The organism is Bacillus sp. FSL M8-0077 (assembly GCF_038050255.1).
Lineage (GTDB): Bacteria > Bacillota > Bacilli > Bacillales > Bacillaceae > Bacillus > Bacillus altitudinis.
The window spans coordinates 375,213-392,697 of sequence record NZ_JBBPAF010000001.1 but is presented as its reverse complement, the minus strand read 5'-3'; the positions used below and the strand labels follow the sequence as shown (position 1 = coordinate 392,697).

Genomic DNA, 17,485 nt, shown 5'->3' with positions numbered 1-17,485 from the left:
TGTGATACCCTGCACCCTCTATATCAAAAGAACCAAGTCTATTTCATTAAAATAGACGAATAACAGAAAAGGAGCCCACCCCGAATAAAACGGAGGGACTCCCATTTTGATTCGGTAACCTGCCGACCATAGTAAAAAAAGAAACTTTTACCTTAGGACATGGCTTTGCGTCTCTATGTTTCCATAGATTTGCCTTTTTCTTCTTTTCTTTTAGATATTTTCTATTTACGTCCACTTTATATGAAATTATTGTTTTTTTCACCGAAAAATGGGTGTAAAGATTCATGCGTTATGCCGAAGGGATCACATCATAATTTACGATATTTACCGAAAATAACTAATAATAGTTGCGTTCCACCGAAAATAAATGACCAATTACCGCAAAAATTTCATGTTTTTCCTTAAATTTTGCAAATATGACCGAAAATGTAGGAGAGAGGTCTCCTATCACGCCTCGCATTTTCTTAAATCTTAAGAACTATATTCCCTAAAACTTTGAATATTTTTACCATAAAAACAATACAAAAAGAGCTGCCATTTCAAATGACAGCTCCTTGTTTCTTCATTATATTTACATCACCTTAGACAGACCAATCGTTTTCTCAATAATGAGCAACGCAATGATAGAAATGATAATAAATATGACGGATATCGCATTGACACTCGGATCAAAAGTTTGCTCAATGTAATTAAACGTCCTCACGGGAATCGTAATGGTTTGAGGTGAAGAAACGAACAAACTAATCGAAATTTCACCAAATGATGTCACAGCAGAAAACACCCCACCTGCGATAATACCAGGCTTGATTAAGGGCAGTGTCACACGAAAGAAAGTACGTATCGGCCCTGCACCAAGATTCATGGAAGCTAGCTCAAGACGTGGATCAAGATTTGAAACACTGACACCAACGGTTCGTACCACATAAGGAAAACCAATGATGACATGCCCAATGACTAATGCCCACAAAGATCCTGTAAAGCCCATAGCCGTAAACAAATACAGCATCGCAATCCCTAACACCACCTGAGGAATCATAAGAGGTGACAAAATAAAGGCCTGAACAGCTTCCTTTCCCTTAAAGGAAAGCCTTGCTAAAGCATAAGAAGCCATCGTTCCTAAAAGAACAGTAAGCGGTGTCACAATCAATAACAGGATCACGCTGATACGCAAAGATTCCATCCATTCTGGATTCGACACGACCTCATGAAACCAGCGAACGGAAAACGAAGTCGGCGGGAATTCAGGAAAAGCATTCGGACTAAAAGCAGAAAGAACAATGACAAGAACAGGTACGGTTAAAAAGAGATAAACGAGTGAGCCTGCGGTCCATATCAGAACCGAAAGCAAACGGTCACCTATTGATTTTTTACGCATGCATCCTCGCCTCCCAACGCTTCAATAGATAGCTTAATAGACTGACGACCGCTAGCACACAAACCAATAAAGTAAAGGACATCGCAGCGGCAAGAGGCAAATTATACACCTGCATGACCTGCTGATAAATGGACAGCGGCAAGAGCGGTTGCATCCGTCCGCCGACTAGCAGAGGAGTAATATAGCTTCCTGCTGCAAGTGAGAAGACAATAATTGCTCCGGTGATCATGCCTGGAATCGTCAGTGGCAAGGTCACATGAAAAAATGTCCGAATACGACCAGCACCAAGACTCATAGAAGCCGGTCTTAAGTGACGGTCCATATCAGTTAAGCTCGTTGCAATAGGCAGCACTGCAAAAGGCAGCATCACTTGAACATAAGCAATAATGACCGCATTCATATTCCACAGCATCGATAGCGGTTTCTCAATCAGATGTAAATCGATCAGCATGCCATTGATCAAGCCATTTTGCGAAAGAAGAACGATCCATGCAAATGTCCGAATGACGACACTCGTCAAAAGCGGCGATACAAGTAAGATATAGAAAAAAGCCCGCAACCTTGGGTGAGGTGCTTTCACTAGCACATAAGCTGCTGGATATGCCATCAATAAACAAATCACCGTTGTCTGTAAGGCCACCCACACAGTACTTCCAATTGCCTTCACATATGCATCTGTCGTAAATACATGTAAATAATGAGACAAACTATAGGATTGCAACGTATTCATCATCGAATCCACATCACGAAAACTGAGGACAAACATCATCACAAGCGGAGCAAGAAGGAATACAACTAGAAACAAACAAGCTGGCAGCAGCATAAACCAATGAAAGCGCTGATTCTTTTTTTTGATTCGCATCACGCATGCACCTTCGAATCTAAGAACACAATATCTTCAGGCTCCCAATGAATATGCACAGTTTCTCCAACTTGAGGCAGCTCGGGAAACGCTGCGTCTGATGCATGGACAATGATTTCACCTTGATCAAGACCAACGACCAAACGTAAAGAGTGCCCAATATAACTGACATCTGCCAACACGCCTGTGACATGGTTTGGCTGAACTTCCTCCCCGACAGAAGATAACTTGATTCTCTCAGGACGCAGCATGAGTAAATGCTTCTCGCTCTTCTCTTTAAATGCGGCAGCTTTTAGCTGAACTTGCTTCCCGTTTGATTGAGTGAAATGTGGAACAGTGTATGTGGAACTAACTTCATCATACTCTGCTTCAAATAGATTGACCTGTCCGATAAATTCAGCAACAAAACGATTATTTGGCTGACGATATACCTCTAAAGGTGTCCCAATCTGCTGAATTTTCCCCTCACCTAATATCCCAATTCGGTCGGAAAGACTTAAGGCTTCCTCCTGATCGTGAGTCACAAGAATAGTCGTAATTCCGACATTCCGTTGAATATTTCGCAGCTCCGTCTGCATATTTTTTCTTAGCTTTGCATCTAGGTTACTGAGTGGTTCATCCAGAAGGAGAACAGACGGCTGGATGGCAAGTGCCCGTGCAATTGCGACCCGCTGCTGCTGACCTCCACTTAATTGGTGCGGCATACGTTTGGCAAATGACTCTAATTGAACAAGAGACAAACTCTCCATCACCTTTTGCTTGATTTCCGCCTTCTTTTTCTTTTGAACCTTCAACCCATATGCAACATTATCAAATACGGTGAGATGTGGGAAAAGTGCATAGCTTTGAAAGACCATCCCCGTTTTTCTTTGATAAGGAGGTAAAGTCGTCACATCCTGATCACCAATATAGACGACCCCTTTTGTCGGTTCTAAAAAACCGCCAATGATATTGAGTAAAGTTGATTTTCCACAGCCACTAGGGCCAAGAAGGGAGAAAAACTCTCCCTCTTTGACCGTAAGACTGACATCATCGAGAGCAATCTGCTCGCCGAAATGCTGGCTGATATGTTCTAAATTGATTCCACTCATGCGATCACCTATTTTCCTCCGCCTAATACTTCATTCCATCGATTTGTCCATTGACCGAGCTCCGAAGTCGCTGTTTCGTAATCTACCCAAGTCAGCTTGCTATAATAATTTTCGCCAACCTTCACTTTCCCCTTAATTTTGTCTCCGTATTTCACATCAGAATTCGACATGCCATAGTAAGATTTTTCTGAGAAGGCTTCTTGAGCTTCTTTCCCGCTAAGGTAGTTTAATAGCTTATAAGCCGCTTCCTCATGCTGACTTCCCTTTGTTAACGCCCAGCTCGCAACTGCTGCCACAGCGCCTTCTTTCGGATATGAGAATCCAATATCCATCCCTTCTTCTTCAAGTGCAAATGCTCGGCCATCCCAATATGGAACTGCCGTCACATCACCACGTTCTAACAGTGTTTGAATAGACCCTGGGTTATCTGGAAAAGCAGCTACATGGCCTTTTAATTGTGCGAGGCTTTTAAATGCTTTATCAATATCCTTAGGATTTGATTCTGTCCCTCCTTGAGCATGGACAAGTGCAGAGAAAAATTGTAAGCCCGCTGAATAGGTTGGAGAAGAAATTGCCACTTTCCCTTTCAGCTGATCGCTCCATAAATCTGTCCAGCTGTTCGGCTCTTGTTTGACAAGGTCTTTTCTATAAGCAATTCCAAGCTGTCCCATACTAAAGCCTGCAGCATATTGTTTTCCATCAACAGTAAGTTTCTTTTGAACAGAACGATAAAGTTTTTTCACATTCGGTGCTTGATCTTCATCAATAGGCGCAATAACGTTTGCCGCAATACCTCTTTGAATCGTATCAGGCTGTAAAATGAGCAAATCGTACGGTGGATTTTTACCATTTGATGCTTTTAATTTTGTAAACCATTCAGAATCTGCCCCAGAGACCGTTTGAACTTTGATACCCGTATCCTTTTCAAATTTTTCGAGGATTGGCTTAATATTCTTTTCCCAATCTCCTCCGTAGACACCAACAATCACCGTCTGCTGCTGTTTACTTTGGTCTTGCCCATTTCCACCACATGCAGTCAGCAGTAACATGATGGATAGGACACCTGCAAATATGGTCATTAATCTTCTTTTCATAATTCGTTTCCCCCTTTTTGTTGATTCAACTGAAGTGCTTGAATAATATCCATCTTTGTTAACGGTTCCTGTCTATGACTAAAATGAGAATGAACCGCATGTTTATAGTGCGTACGCTCATTTGCTGGGTATGAACGCAGCTGCACAGCAAGTTCACTGCTGGCTTCGTCTGTCCACACTTTCTCATAAGCTGCTCTTTGTTTTCCAAAATCCCAAGCGACAGCATCATTCATCTTTTCACGAAGCCTGCTCGTCTGTTCGTCATCAATTTTCCATTCATTATGATCTCGATAGACTTTGACACCATATTGCTGAAGTGCTCTTTCTTCACTTAATAGCCCTGCTTCCACTTCATGAAGGACTTTTTCTTTCTTTCTAGCAAATGGATTCCCCCATCCTCCTCCACTTGGTGAAATCAATTGAACAATATCGCCTTTTTCAAGACGCATGACATCAATTTTCGGCTGGTTTTGTGTCTCCCCATTTGGTTTGGTCAATTTCACCTCACCAATTGCTCCTGCACGGCCGCCCATTAACCCCCAAGGTTGAAACTTCATTCTTTCCATTCCTCGTGCCGTCACCATTGATTCTGGCTTGATCATTTCAAATTCTAAACCAATTGCATGTCCGCCTCTATTTTCCCCTGCTCCACCTGTGTTCGGCAGCAGTTCATATCGGTGTACATGAATATCAATATGCTGTTCCAAGCTCTCAATAGGTGTATTTTTTAAAAATCCTGACGAATGATCAATTCCATCTACTCCATCAGTCCCTTTTTGAGCACCGCCGCCTCCGCCTAACGGTTCGACTACAGACATTTTTCTGCCCCCTGTTTGATCATCAGGAACAGAGAGAACGACGATAGCGGATTGACCTGCACCTGCCGCCGGTACTGCTTCAGGCAACAGCTTACCAATAGCACCTAGTACGACATTATACAGTCTCATTGTAATGGAATGCCGAATACCGACAGAAGCCGGATATTCTGGATGGACAAGCGTTCCTTTAGGTGAAATCACGTCTATCGGATACGTAATCCCACCATTAATCGGAATAAAAGGATCTTTACTAATGATGTAATTGATCAATCCTTGATATAAGAAGGAGTGCTTTTGACCATTGGTGACAAGATTAAAAGCTGTCTTAACTTGCGGATCACACTCAGAGAAGTCCAGTGTCAGCTGTTTCCCTTTGACCGTCAGCTTGATTTTTAATCGGATCGGCACGTCCGAAATCATATCATCATCCAAGTAATCAGCGAATTCACTCGTTCCATCAGGGATGGCTTCAATGACTTTTCCTGCGCGATCCTCTGCTTGCTTCAGCAGATCAATCATTCCTTGTTTCACTTCGTTTTTTCCAAATTTCTCGATCATTTCTTTTAACCGAATTTCTGCTGTATTGACAGCGGCAATCATCGCATTAATATCTCCATCATTTAAATGACTCGCTCGGCTATTAGCTCTTAAAAAGGTACGAACCACCTGATTCTCTTTTCCACCTTCATAGATTTTCACTGGTGGAATTCTTAATCCTTCCTGATGAACATCTGTTGCAGTTGGAGAAATGCTTGAAGGGACAAGACCGCCCACATCACTTACATGAACAAAAGACCAAGCATAACTTACAATTTCATCTTCTATAAAAATGGGCTTGATGATGTGGACATCTGGCAAGTGAGTCGCTAAACCGTCTGTCGTATAAGGGTCATTTGTGATGATAATGTCACCCGGCTGCATCGGTCCGCTTTCTTCAATCGCTTTTTTGAGACTCAGCCCTAAAAAGATCGTGACACCGACTGTTTTTGGGTAAACAAAGAAATCTCCAGAAGGCGTGGCTAATGCTGTGGCAAAATCCGCCGATTCTTTTACGAATGTTGTAAAGGATGTCCGCTCAATGACATGTCCCATGCCTGATGCAATCGCATTAAAATAACTCCTCATCATCTCAAGCTTTGCTGGATCAGTTCCCATGTAAAGCCGCCTCCCTTGAAATCACCAAGTTTCCTGAATGGTCTATGCTGCCTGCCCAGTTTGGCAAAATCAATGTTGTCGTATCATCTTGCTCAATGATGGCAGGTCCTTTCACAACAGCACCTAATGACAAAGTACTCCGATTGTAAACAGATGCTTCGTACTCTTTTTCTTCTATAAAGATTCGTCTGTATGATTGTGGTATTAAAGACTGTCCGCTGCTTTCATCAACAGGAGAGAAAGGAAGCGAAGGCGTTTCACCTATGACTCGAACTCGCAAATGAGTAAATTCAATGTTCGCCTGATCATCTCTATGGCCATATTGACGCTCATGCAGGTTGTGAAAAGCTTCAATCAGATGATGGACGTCTTGTTCCTGCTTTAGCCAGTCCACCGATAATGGCAATTCAATCTCAAATGCCTGTCCTTGATAGCGGGCATCTGCTAATAACAAAATGGACGTCTGTTTGATATGTTGAATGTTTTGCTGGCTGAACCAATCCGTTGCTTTGCGGGAAAGCATTTCATAATCTTGTTTTAATTCGTCAATCGTATAGTCTTGTAAGCAGATTTTCTTAGACAACACAGCATCATGAATAAAATCAGCTGTGAGTGCACCTAGCGCACATAATGTCCCTGGACTTGGAGGGACGACCACATTTTTTGCATGAATTTCTCTCGCAAGGAAATTCGCAACAACAGGCCCTGCCCCGCCAAATGCCAGCAAACTAAAATCTCTAGGATCAAACCCTTGCTGCTCCATGACATTGCTTAGTTCCGTGTACATATTGGCAACAGCCACTTGAATTAGCTGGTCAGCCGCTTGTTCGACCGTTTTATGAAGCTGATCAGCAATTGGCTGAAAGGCTATTTCCGCTGCAGACCGCTGCAATTGTAAATGTCCTCCGGCAAACCGATCTTGATTGAGGTAACCGCATATGAGAAACGCATCGGTTAATGCTGCTTTTTTCCCCTTTCCATACGATGCAGGTCCGGGCTGCGAGCCAACTGATTCCGGTCCTGCTTTGAGGAGTCCGCCTTGATCAAGCCACGCGACAGAACCTCCGCCAGCCCCTATCGAATACATCGCAACAGATGGAAGAATGATCGGAAATCCTGAAAGCTGATTCGATTGAGCCATTGTAGGCTGCCCATTTTGAATGATCGAGATATCTGCACTTGTCCCTCCAACATCAAACGTAATTAAATTGGGTTCATTTGCAGATGCTGCAATTCTCGCCGCACCAATGACACCAGCTGCCGGGCCAGAAAAAAGTGTTTTAACGGGTGAAGTGGCTGCACTTTCTGCATCCATTAAACCACCATTTGATTGGGTAATGTATGGAGAAATTGGTACACCTTCTTCTTTCAAGCGGCTTTTCAATGTTTGTAAATATTGTTTCACCTTTGGTTGAATGTACAAATTGACAACAGACATCACTGTCCGCTCATATTCCCTCATTTGTGGCCATAATTCAGAAGACGTCAGGACTTCTAATTGTGGGTAATGGTGATGAATATAGGCTTTAGCTTGTAATTCATGAACTGGATTCTGATAACTATGTAAAAAAGAAATGACAATGCCTGCTAGTTTTTTAGACATGACCTGCTGGACAGCATCATCTAATTGCTGCAGTTGGAGAGGTTTTTTGATCGAACCATCGTGTATGAGCCTTTCAGAGATTGGGTATACATGTTTTCGTGGTATCAATGGTTCTGGCAATCGAGAATTGAAGTCATAAGGGATGGGTAGACGTAAACGCTGCAATGACAAAATGTCTTGAAAACCTTCCGTTACAAAAAGGGCTAAATCTGCTCCCTTTCTCTGCAATAAAGTATTAAGGCCGATTGTCATTCCGTGTACGAGATATTGGATGTTGGATAAATCGACACCTCTTTCTTTTAGAAGTTTCAGCCCATTGATAATTCCTTGAGCTGGGTCATCTGTCACTGTAGGTGTCTTGAGTTCAGTGAGCTCTCCTGTTGCTTCATTCATCAGCGATAAATCAGTAAATGTTCCACCTATGTCTATTCCGAGCCGATAAGAGACATCCGCCATTTGTACTTCCCTCCTGCCATGTAAATGGAATCATATTTTGATAAATTACGACATTTTTTGATATTTGACTCCATAATATTAAAGCATATCGGTTTAGTCAATTTTATTTTTTGAATTTTCTGTGTGTTAAAATCTTGAAATTAGTCCAAAAACCAATAATAAAGCCATTTTGCATAAGTATAAATGTTTTATGAGCAGTAAAATAAAATTTTTATGATTTTTGTACAAATGTGAAAAGAGCATAGAAAGGTAAAAAACGTTTTTCGAACTTTAAAAGACGTTTTTTCAAAACGAGGAGAAATTGGTAAGTAATTCTGCTATACTTCTGTTTACAAAATACGCTAAATAGAAAGAGAGCTAGCATCTATGAAACTTCTTAAAACCATTCTCTTGCTTTTATTGATTGTCATTGGTGTAGCAACAGGCTATGTCCAACTAGAGCAACATAAACAAGAGACGACAAACTCTTCTTATGACAAAACCATTCACTTTCCATCAGATCGATATCCAGAAACCGCGAAGCACATAGAAGAAGCAATTGATGAAGGTCATTCTTCCATTTGCACCATTGATCGCAAAAATAGTGATGAGCAAAGAGACCGGTCACTTCATGGCATTCCAACAAAGCGTGGTTATGATCGTGATGAATGGCCAATGGCGATGTGTAAAGAAGGTGGAACAGGGGCTTCTGTCAAATATGTACGTCCTTCAGATAATAGAGGTGCAGGCTCTTGGGTAAGTCATCAATTGTCAGATGATCCTGATGGCACAAGAATCCAATTTATTATCGAGTAGCGCTATTTTTCCTTTTTTCACAACAAAAATTTCTGTGTAAGTGCATACACGTATATCAAACATTTTTTTCATGCCGATAATCCTTAAGAAGGGATAACCTACCTTATAACTAAAGGAGTATAAAGCATGAAGAAAAAAGGAAAACTGAGGCTTGGCGCCAAAATAATGCTGATCTTTTTAAGTGTCCTCATCGTATTTTCAGCAGTTGTTGGTTATGTAGTGAACCGCGAAATGACAGAGAACATTAAGCAAATGGCCACCGAAAAAGCAAAAGGCGATCTAAAGCTAGGATACGCTTACCTAACTGAAAAGGTTGCTGGCTCGTGGCAGATAAAAGATGGCAAGCTTTACAAAGGAAATACTCAAATCAATAACCATGACACATTGGTTGATCAATTAGCCGAATATACTGGTGATACAATCACGATTTTCCAAGGAAATACCCGTGTTGCCACAAATGTCATGTTAAACGGGAAACGAGCTGTAGGAACCGAAGTCTCGCCTGAAGTAAAGGCCGCTGTTTTGGATAAAGGCGAGAATTATTACGGAACAGCCAATGTTGCCGGGAAAGACTACCAAACGGCTTATATGCCCATCAAAAATGATACAGGGGAAACGATTGGTATTTTCTATACCGGTGCAAATCAAAGCATGATTTCTCAAATGCTTCAGTCTTTCTTTATTCAATTTGTCACGGTTCTACTGTTAAGTTTAATTATTTCTGTTATCATTATTTCTATTTTCACAAAGCGGATTCAGACACGTCTCAAACATATGGCATCTGCTATTAAGAGTGCAGGCGAAGGAAATTTAACCATCAACGTGACAGATCACACAGGCGATGAACTTTCTGAGCTGGCAGGTCACTTTAATAAGATGCGTGAGAAATTAAATCAAACCATTTTAAATGTCATCAAAACATCTGAATTAGTAGCCACCTCTTCTGAGGAGCTGTCAGCTAGCGCAGAAGAAACGAGTGCAGCATCAGAAAAAATTACCCATACCATTCAAGAAGTCGCTCAATCGTCTGAACAGCAATCAGCCCAAATGACAGCTAGTGAGCACACGATGAGACAAGTATCTAACGAGCTGGTAAACATCACTGAAAATGCTGGACAAATGGCAACAAGAAGCCAATCCGCACAAGAAATGGCCCAAAAAGGTGTACAAAATATCGGTGAAGTCAATTCACAAATGACATCTATTGCAAAATCAATTGAAGAGAATGGTACAGCAATTCAAGCGCTAGAAACACGTTCAGCCGAGATTGATCACATTTCCAAAGTGATTACAGATATCGCTAACCAAACAAATCTACTTGCTCTTAATGCAGCCATTGAGGCAGCACGCGCAGGTGAACATGGAAAAGGTTTTGCGGTTGTGGCAGACGAAGTGAGGAAGCTCGCAGAAGAATCGCAAACATCATCCAACATGATTTCACATCTCATTTCCGAAATACAAAAAGAGATGAATCATTCGACGAGTGCCATTAAACGAGTACGAGAGGAAGCGGCTCAAGGGGCTGTTCTTATATCTCATACAGAGGAATCATTTATTGACATTCAGCAGTCAATGAAGGAAATGGCAGATGGCATTACACATTTATCAGATGCATCCCAAAAAATCGCAGCTTATACAAATGATGCGAAGCAGACCTTTGCCTCTATCACGGAAGCCGTTAAACTGACGAGTGAACATTCACAACAAGTAGCCGGTTTAACAGAAGAACAATTTGCAGCAATGGAAGAAGTAACAGCTTCATCAGAGGCTCTTGCCCATTTAGCAGGAGACCTAAAAGAAATGGTTTCTCAATTTCACATCTAGATCCCTCAAACAGTAGCGCAAGACGGCGACAATCGTCTTGCTGCCTAACATTCTCTTCAATTATCAACCTTTCAAACTTTCACTTTTTAGCATGATTGCCGGTTGAAAAAATTTTATGAATAAAGGAGTTATTTACATGAATGATTTAAACAAAACTTATCCCCTATCCATCTCCTATCACCAAATCACCGTATACACTGGAAGCACGACGCCACCTGTGATTGATTGGACAAATGACGATATTCTTCAAGGATTCGCAACTGGGGATCGAGGTGTTTCTTTTGAAGGCATCAATAACGGAAAGGCTTCTATTATCGTGACATTAAACAGACATGAGCCTCCATCATCCGTTGATAGAGTCATCACAGTGCCATTTACTCATTCAAGTGATCAGGTTTATCTGACAAGCGTCATGGCACAGGTACTGTCTTTCTCCATTCCAAAAGGAGACTATCAGCTCACCTGCTATATATCTGAGCACCCTGATCAAGATCTCTATTATTTTGATTTTCAGACTGCTTAGATCACGTCTGATCGTACTGCTCAAGCCATTTTTCTGCAAAATCGACTGATTCTCTCATCGGCAATAAATACGAATTGGCTAGCCCGATTTGACTGTGGTTATAACTACATTCTGATTGTAAAAAATCACGACCAATCTGTTCAAATAGTTCTTCTCTTGTGATGATATCTTGATACTCTTTCCACACCCTCCAGCCATTCTCTAAAATGGGGGCCCCTCGTGTCATGAGGTCTTGGTGCGAGATTCGATATTCAGCTAAGTGAAAAGCTGTCACACTCTCGAATGACGTACCAATTAGCAGCACTTTTGCATCAAGATCGTACATACGTCCAAGAGGTGAATTTTCTCCTAAACCATAAGGAAGCGCATGGTGTTTCAACACTTCATGTTTCCTTTTCCCCCAGGCGGTGAATGAGAAGTGAGGATGATTGCTTCTTTCTACGCCTGGGTATTTCCAAAAGGTCTCCGCTACCTTTCCCATTGCTGTTGGAGCTGTGTAAGCCGGATCAAATGCAGGCATCGTGTCTTTGATCGGTTTCCACCAAGAATAAGGAACAGGCGGATTGATCCAATCAGCAGGATCAGATAGCTCTAACGTTTGTGCCGGCATAATCAGTGTTCCTTCTTCTGTTAAAATATCCATTATAGCTTGGATAACAGCAATGGTCCCTCCATTCACCCATCCAATAGATGACAAGGATGAGTGGACACATAAGATCATGCCCTGACTTACACCAAGTTGAACCAAATCTGCTTTGATTCTTTCCTTTGTGATCGGTTCAGCTTGATGTTCAATTAATCTTTTCATCGGTTATTTCCTCCTGCGCCTCATCTATTCTTGATGAGTGAGACGTTTCACAGCGATAGACAATTTATAATTTGCATGCTTTGTTAGCTCCGTTAAAAACTGATCAAGCTCATCATGACTGGAGAAATGTCCTTCAGCCATATAACAGCCCTCTCCACTTATTTTAAACAGGTTTTTGATTTCTTCCTTTTGATGGAGAAACGATAAAAGCGGTTCATGATCATGGCTTCGGGTAAAGAGCTGCAAAAATGTTTGCATGTTCTGCCGTGTCCGCCAGTTAATTGAAATGGTATAGGCTTCAATAATCCCCTCTTCTTCAAGCTTTAAGACTCTATTTTTAGCAGCTTGACCGGTTAAATGGACTTTTTCACCAAGTGCTTTCATCGTCAATCGACTATTCTTTGAGAGTTCTTTTAATATATCCATATCTGTTTTGTCTAGCATTGGCTCACCTCTTTCAAAAATCAAGTCGTTCCGCTGAAAGACTTTCATGATCCTCTGTCACACGAGGCTCTTTTAATATACTTTAAACTTAATGAGAAAAAAAGGAGGCCTTCTAATGAAAATAACACTCATTCGTAATGCTACTTTATACCTTCAATATGGTCCGTCAACTTTCTTAATTGATCCCTTTTTAGCAGCAAAAGGAACCTATCCACCGTTCCCGCATACTGCCAATCAACATGTAAACAATCCAATTGTGGAGCTGCCTTCAAACATTGATTTGGACAAGATATTACAGCCTGATGCTGTCCTGCTCACTCATTTACATGTAGATCACTTTGACGACGAGGCAAAAAAGAGATTAGCTCAAACTTTGCCGATCTATACTCAATCAGAGAAAGATCGCACGGAAGTGAAAGAAGCTGGATTTCAGCATGTCACATGTATTGAAGATGAAATGGATGTTTGTGGTATTCATATCAAACGAACTGGTGGGCAGCACGGAACAGGAGAAACCGCTAAACGGATGGGACAAGTGAGCGGTTTTGTTTTCTCTCATCCTGATGAGCCTACTCTTTATATTGCAGGAGATACCATTTGGTGTGATGAGCCGAAAGAGGTTGTGAATACATGCCAGCCAGATATTATTGTGGTCAATAGTGGGGCTGCCCAATTTTTAGAGGGCGACCCAATTACGATGACAAAGGAAGAGATTGTAGACATTCACCATTCTCAACCACAAGCTCAAATTATTGCCTGTCACCTTGAAGCCGTGAATCATTGTTTATTAACAAGAGCTGCATTAAAATCTTATATTCAAGAGAACGATGCAGATCAGGCCATTTTTGTTCCTCAAGATGGTGAGACGCTGACCTTTTAGCACATAAACAATAAAAACCGGCACCATGCTGCCGGTTTTCTTAAACTTATGGTCGATGATGCTGTGGTTTTTTTAGTAATGGAACAAACCCATTATTTTTTAAGTGATTGTAATGTTCATCCATTCGTTTTGTGATGTGCGTTCCTTGTTCCTTCGTTAACACTCCATACTGAACGTATTTTTCAATCACTTCTTTTCGTTTAGACAAAATTTGCTGTTCAAGTACTTCAATTTGTTTTTGTTGCTCTGTCGTTAATTTTACTTGATGCGTGACGGGGCGCTTTTCCATTTGAGGTGTTTCTCCATGAGCCGTATTCACCTGAAAACCAAATAATAGCACCATCGTTAGTATGATCAAACCACTTGTTTTTTTCATCTCTGTCGTTCCCTCCTTTATTCGATTTTAATTTGCACACTCTTTCCTTTTTTATACATTATTCACATCAGCAAATTGCACATAATATTCTTACTTTTTCGTTTTTCGTCTGAAAACGTTGTCCTAACTGAAAAAGCGTGCTATGTTTTGTTTTGTATAAAAAATAGAGGAGGATTCTTAAATGAGTCGTTTTTATCATAGAAAACCTATATGGGTGCTGCTTGTTGTGTCTGCTCTCATGCTTGTCATGTCTGCTTGCAGTCAATCAGGCTCATCTCAGTCTGGAGAATCAAAGTGGGATCAGATTCAAAAGAAAGGGAAAATCGTGGTCGCTACTTCAGGTACCTTGTATCCTACGTCTTACCATGATACATCGAACGGCAAGGATCAATTGACTGGCTATGAAGTGGAAGTCGTCAAAGAAGCATTTAAGCGCCTTGACGTAAAAGTAGAATTTAAAGAAATGGGTTATGACGGTATGCTCAGTGCCATTAATTCAGGTCAGGTGGATGCCGCTGCAAACGATATCGACATCACAGATGACAGGAAAGATAAGTTCGCCTTTTCAACACCTTATAAATACTCATATGGAACAGCTATCGTCAGAAAAGATGATCTGTCAGGTATTAAAACGCTAAAGGATTTAAAAGGAAAGAAAGCAGCAGGTGCTGCAACGACCATTTATATGGATGTTGCCCGTAAGTATGGTGCAAAAGAAGTCATTTATGATAATGCCACAAACGAGCAATATTTAAAGGATGTCGCAAACGGCCGTACAGATGTCATTCTAAATGACTATTACTTGCAAACACTGGCACTTGCTGCATTCCCTAAGCTAAATATTACGATCCATCCAGACTTAAAATACATGCCGAATGAACAAGGGTTTGTGATGAAAAAAGACAATACAGAACTTCAAAAAGAATTGAATCGTGTATTAAAAGAGATGAAAAAAGACGGAACCATGAAAAAGATTTCGGAGAAATTCTTTAATCATGCTGACGTCTCAAAGAAAATTGATGTTGATGTCGAAGATGTCGACATTTCTAAATAAGGAGCCGCAGCCGTGGGAGATATTCATTTAGAATATATCTTTAATCCTGCACTGGCAAAAGCGTCATTTCCGTTTGTCATGAAAGGCATCTGGCTGACGCTGCTCATTTCCTTTGTGAGCATGTTTTTTGGTACGATTCTAGGCTTTTTTATTGCCCTTGCTAGAATGGCAAATACGTGGTTCCTTCGGTTGCCTGCACGGCTGTATATTTCATTCATGCGTGGGGTTCCCATTCTGGTCATTTTGTTTATCCTTTATTTCGGATTCCCTTACATCGGCATTGAATTTACAGCTGTCACTGCTGCTATTATTGGATTCAGCTTCAATAGTGCTGCATACATTGCCGAAATTAACCGGGCGGCTCTCTCCTCTGTTCCAAGTGGTCAAGTGGAAGCCGCCAAATCACTTGGTCTCAGCTATTGGCAAACGATGCGCGGAGTCATTTTACCTCAATCCGTGCGCATTGCACTGCCGCCCCTAACCAACGTCATGCTTGATTTAATCAAAGCTTCCTCACTAGCGGCAATGATTACTGTGCCAGAACTCTTCCAGCAAGCAAAAATTGTGGGCGGACGAGAATTCGATTATATGACCATGTATATATTGGTTGCCTTGATTTACTGGGGCATATGCAGTGTGGTTTCCTTGCTGCAAGACTTTTTGGAAAAACGCTATGCAAAATATTTATAACAACAAAGAGCAGACCTATGGGATCTGCTCAAATTGTTGACAAAGGGCTAAAATGAATTTTATTTTAGCCCTTTGTCTTCTTTTTTAGCGTGATAGAAAACCTTTGAAAGAACGAATACTTGCGCAGAGCGAATTTGACATTCGTGAGCACCGGCACGCAGGACTGACAAAGAATGCGAGGGTTTGTCTACACGCTGGCAGATCCATTGGATATGCTCTTAATGTATCAACCATAACCACACATACAACCCCAATAACGTGATGATCAGCGTCGGTATGGTTAGAATGATTCCAGCTTTCATGTATGCTCCCCAAGAAATATGCACACCTTTTTTCTTCAAGACATGAAGCCACAGCAATGTCGCCAATGAACCGATTGGGGTCATTTTCGGACCAAGGTTTGAACCGATGACGTTGGCATAAATCAGCCCATCTCTCATCACACCTGCTGTATCTGTGTGACCGATGGCAATCGCATCAATTAAAACGGTTGGGAGGTTGTTCATGACAGAAGATAGCACTGCTGCCAGAACCCCCATAAACATCGTTCCTGCAAGTAAACCGTGTGACGCCCCCTGTTCAATCCACGCCGCTAAAATTTCTGTCAGGCCGACATTTTTCAGCCCATAAACCACGACATACATGCCGATAGAGAAAAACACAATCGACCACGGTGCTTCTTTGACAACTCGTTTTGTCGCCACCTGTGGACTCCGTTTTGCCAGCCATAAGAAAGCAATCGCAATGCCTCCTACAATGATTGACACCGGAATGCCAGCCAATTCCCCAGCAAAATATCCAACAAGCAAGCACCCTAACACATACCAAGATAACCGGAACATGCGCAGATCACGAATGGCCGAAGCTGGTTCCTTCGCCTGCGAAACATCGTACGTTTTCGGGATGAGTTTCCGGTAAAACACATACAGCACAAGCATACTAGCGCCAAGCGATACAAGGTTTGGGACGAACATGTTTGCTGTATATTCAAGAAAGCCAATATGAAAATAATCGGCTGATACGATATTGACCAAGTTACTAATGACAAATGGCAAAGACGTCGTATCTGCAATAAAGCCGCTTGCCATGACAAATGGCAGGATCATACGCTCATCCAGCTTCAACGCTCTGACCACAGATAAAACGATCGGGGTTAAGATGAGTGCCGCTCCATCGTTGGCAAAAAAAGCTGCTACCACAGCGCCGAGCAATGTTAAATAAATAAACATGCGGACCCCGTTCCCTCTTGCGGCTTTTGCCATATGAAGTGCCGCCCATTCAAAAAAACCAATCTCATCTAAAATCAATGAAATGATGATAATTCCAATAAATGCAAAGGTGGCGTTCCAGACAATTTGGGTAACTTCCCATACATCGCCCAAATGAACGACCCCAAAAGCAAGTGCAAGAATCGCTCCCCCGCACGCTGACCATCCAATGGTTAAACGTCCTGGCTGCCAAATGACAAGGACGAGGGTCATGATGAAAATCAAAATGGCCAAGGTGACTAATCCCAAAGGTGGCCCTCCTTTCACTTTCCTCATAAAATCTTTATCTATCATACAACGAAATAAGGCAATTGTATGCCATTTTATGATCTCGCATAAAAATCCGCAGGTCATCCTTTGCACCTGCGG

The 17,485-nt window shown here is 41.7% G+C and carries 16 protein-coding genes and 1 riboswitch; of the genes, 6 read left to right on the top strand and 10 right to left on the bottom strand.

The annotated features are described in order from the left end of the window. Positions 1–110: 110 nt before the first annotated feature. A riboswitch (cyclic di-GMP riboswitch) is annotated at positions 111–204 on the bottom strand. 367 nt (positions 205–571) lie between these two features. The 6 genes from NST57_RS02040 to NST57_RS02015 are packed head-to-tail and all read right to left on the bottom strand — an operon-like array spanning position 572 to position 8,454. Next, complete coding sequence (locus tag NST57_RS02040) at positions 572–1,375, bottom strand: ABC transporter permease (protein ID WP_007498221.1); 804 nt, start codon at positions 1,373–1,375, stop codon at positions 572–574. Continuing rightward, positions 1,368–2,237 carry an ABC transporter permease subunit gene (locus NST57_RS02035; RefSeq protein ID WP_142153915.1) on the bottom strand — a complete coding sequence of 290 codons (870 nt, stop codon included), beginning with the start codon at positions 2,235–2,237 and terminating at the stop codon, positions 1,368–1,370. The genes NST57_RS02040 and NST57_RS02035 overlap by 8 nt, the downstream gene beginning before the upstream one ends. After that, complete coding sequence (locus NST57_RS02030; RefSeq protein WP_142153913.1) at positions 2,237–3,328, bottom strand: polyamine ABC transporter ATP-binding protein; 1,092 nt, start codon at positions 3,326–3,328, stop codon at positions 2,237–2,239. Before NST57_RS02030 ends, NST57_RS02035 begins: the two co-directional genes overlap by 1 nt. 8 nt (positions 3,329–3,336) lie before the next feature. Further along, the gene (locus NST57_RS02025; protein ID WP_142153911.1) at positions 3,337–4,422 is read right to left on the bottom strand and encodes an extracellular solute-binding protein; all 1,086 of its coding nucleotides are present in this window, start codon (positions 4,420–4,422) and stop codon (positions 3,337–3,339) included. After that, positions 4,419–6,395: a hydantoinase B/oxoprolinase family protein gene (locus NST57_RS02020; protein ID WP_142153909.1), complete on the bottom strand. Its 1,977-nt coding sequence runs from the start codon at positions 6,393–6,395 to the stop codon at positions 4,419–4,421. Before NST57_RS02020 ends, NST57_RS02025 begins: the two co-directional genes overlap by 4 nt. Continuing rightward, positions 6,385–8,454, bottom strand: coding sequence for a hydantoinase/oxoprolinase family protein (locus tag NST57_RS02015; protein ID WP_341297924.1), 2,070 nt, complete (start codon positions 8,452–8,454; stop codon positions 6,385–6,387). The genes NST57_RS02020 and NST57_RS02015 overlap by 11 nt, the downstream gene beginning before the upstream one ends. A 366-nt stretch (positions 8,455–8,820) precedes the next feature. On the opposite strand from NST57_RS02015, the gene NST57_RS02010 reads away from it, so the two are divergent. The 3 genes from NST57_RS02010 (at position 8,821) to comJ (ending at position 11,596) form a co-directional block, all read left to right on the top strand. Continuing rightward, a complete protein-coding gene (locus tag NST57_RS02010; protein WP_341297923.1) occupies positions 8,821–9,249 on the top strand; it encodes a NucA/NucB deoxyribonuclease domain-containing protein in 429 nt (142 codons plus the stop codon). Positions 9,250–9,375: 126 nt separating this feature from the next. Then, complete coding sequence (locus NST57_RS02005; protein WP_341297922.1) at positions 9,376–11,073, top strand: methyl-accepting chemotaxis protein; 1,698 nt, start codon at positions 9,376–9,378, stop codon at positions 11,071–11,073. A gap of 136 nt (positions 11,074–11,209) precedes the next feature. Then, positions 11,210–11,596: a competence protein ComJ gene (comJ, locus tag NST57_RS02000; RefSeq protein ID WP_341297921.1), complete on the top strand. Its 387-nt coding sequence runs from the start codon at positions 11,210–11,212 to the stop codon at positions 11,594–11,596. Between the two features lies 1 nt (position 11,597). Here the strand turns inward: comJ and NST57_RS01995 are convergent, their stop codons facing one another. Together NST57_RS01995 and NST57_RS01990 are read right to left on the bottom strand one after the other, a co-directional pair. After that, positions 11,598–12,404 (bottom strand): AAC(3) family N-acetyltransferase, encoded by an 807-nt coding sequence (locus NST57_RS01995; RefSeq protein ID WP_142153899.1) that lies wholly within the window; start codon positions 12,402–12,404, stop codon positions 11,598–11,600. Positions 12,405–12,428: 24 nt separating this feature from the next. Beyond that, positions 12,429–12,848 carry a winged helix-turn-helix transcriptional regulator gene (locus NST57_RS01990; RefSeq protein WP_200831203.1) on the bottom strand — a complete coding sequence of 140 codons (420 nt, stop codon included), beginning with the start codon at positions 12,846–12,848 and terminating at the stop codon, positions 12,429–12,431. Positions 12,849–12,963: 115 nt separating this feature from the next. Here NST57_RS01990 and NST57_RS01985 point away from each other — a divergent pair, with 115 nt between their 5' ends. Beyond that, a complete protein-coding gene (locus NST57_RS01985) occupies positions 12,964–13,728 on the top strand; it encodes an MBL fold metallo-hydrolase (RefSeq protein ID WP_142153895.1) in 765 nt (254 codons plus the stop codon). 46 nt (positions 13,729–13,774) lie between these two features. Here NST57_RS01985 and NST57_RS01980 read toward each other — a convergent pair whose 3' ends face one another. Beyond that, on the bottom strand, positions 13,775–14,104 hold the full coding sequence (locus tag NST57_RS01980) for a YckD family protein (RefSeq protein WP_017366586.1): 330 nt from the start codon (positions 14,102–14,104) through the stop codon (positions 13,775–13,777). Positions 14,105–14,342: 238 nt separating this feature from the next. On the opposite strand from NST57_RS01980, the gene NST57_RS01975 reads away from it, so the two are divergent. Next, complete coding sequence (locus NST57_RS01975) at positions 14,343–15,158, top strand: transporter substrate-binding domain-containing protein (protein ID WP_445818810.1); 816 nt, start codon at positions 14,343–14,345, stop codon at positions 15,156–15,158. 12 nt (positions 15,159–15,170) lie between these two features. Then, positions 15,171–15,848: an amino acid ABC transporter permease gene (locus NST57_RS01970; RefSeq protein ID WP_008347854.1), complete on the top strand. Its 678-nt coding sequence runs from the start codon at positions 15,171–15,173 to the stop codon at positions 15,846–15,848. Positions 15,849–16,066: 218 nt separating this feature from the next. Here NST57_RS01970 and NST57_RS01965 read toward each other — a convergent pair whose 3' ends face one another. Then, positions 16,067–17,392 (bottom strand): arsenic transporter, encoded by a 1,326-nt coding sequence (locus NST57_RS01965; RefSeq protein ID WP_200831202.1) that lies wholly within the window; start codon positions 17,390–17,392, stop codon positions 16,067–16,069. Positions 17,393–17,485 lie beyond the last annotated feature (93 nt).

Coding starts and splice junctions, on each gene's coding strand:
- NST57_RS02040 (WP_007498221.1), bottom strand. CDS start 1,375: ATGCGTAAAAAATCAATAGGTGACCGTTTGCTTTCGGTTCTGATATGG.
- NST57_RS02035 (WP_142153915.1), bottom strand. CDS start 2,237: ATGCGAATCAAAAAAAAGAATCAGCGCTTTCATTGGTTTATGCTGCTG.
- NST57_RS02030 (WP_142153913.1), bottom strand. CDS start 3,328: ATGAGTGGAATCAATTTAGAACATATCAGCCAGCATTTCGGCGAGCAG.
- NST57_RS02025 (WP_142153911.1), bottom strand. CDS start 4,422: ATGAAAAGAAGATTAATGACCATATTTGCAGGTGTCCTATCCATCATG.
- NST57_RS02020 (WP_142153909.1), bottom strand. CDS start 6,395: ATGGGAACTGATCCAGCAAAGCTTGAGATGATGAGGAGTTATTTTAAT.
- NST57_RS02015 (WP_341297924.1), bottom strand. CDS start 8,454: ATGGCGGATGTCTCTTATCGGCTCGGAATAGACATAGGTGGAACATTT.
- NST57_RS02010 (WP_341297923.1), top strand. CDS start 8,821: ATGAAACTTCTTAAAACCATTCTCTTGCTTTTATTGATTGTCATTGGT.
- NST57_RS02005 (WP_341297922.1), top strand. CDS start 9,376: ATGAAGAAAAAAGGAAAACTGAGGCTTGGCGCCAAAATAATGCTGATC.
- comJ (WP_341297921.1), top strand. CDS start 11,210: ATGAATGATTTAAACAAAACTTATCCCCTATCCATCTCCTATCACCAA.
- NST57_RS01995 (WP_142153899.1), bottom strand. CDS start 12,404: ATGAAAAGATTAATTGAACATCAAGCTGAACCGATCACAAAGGAAAGA.
- NST57_RS01990 (WP_200831203.1), bottom strand. CDS start 12,848: ATGCTAGACAAAACAGATATGGATATATTAAAAGAACTCTCAAAGAAT.
- NST57_RS01985 (WP_142153895.1), top strand. CDS start 12,964: ATGAAAATAACACTCATTCGTAATGCTACTTTATACCTTCAATATGGT.
- NST57_RS01980 (WP_017366586.1), bottom strand. CDS start 14,104: ATGAAAAAAACAAGTGGTTTGATCATACTAACGATGGTGCTATTATTT.
- NST57_RS01975 (WP_445818810.1), top strand. CDS start 14,343: ATGCTTGTCATGTCTGCTTGCAGTCAATCAGGCTCATCTCAGTCTGGA.
- NST57_RS01965 (WP_200831202.1), bottom strand. CDS start 17,392: ATGAGGAAAGTGAAAGGAGGGCCACCTTTGGGATTAGTCACCTTGGCC.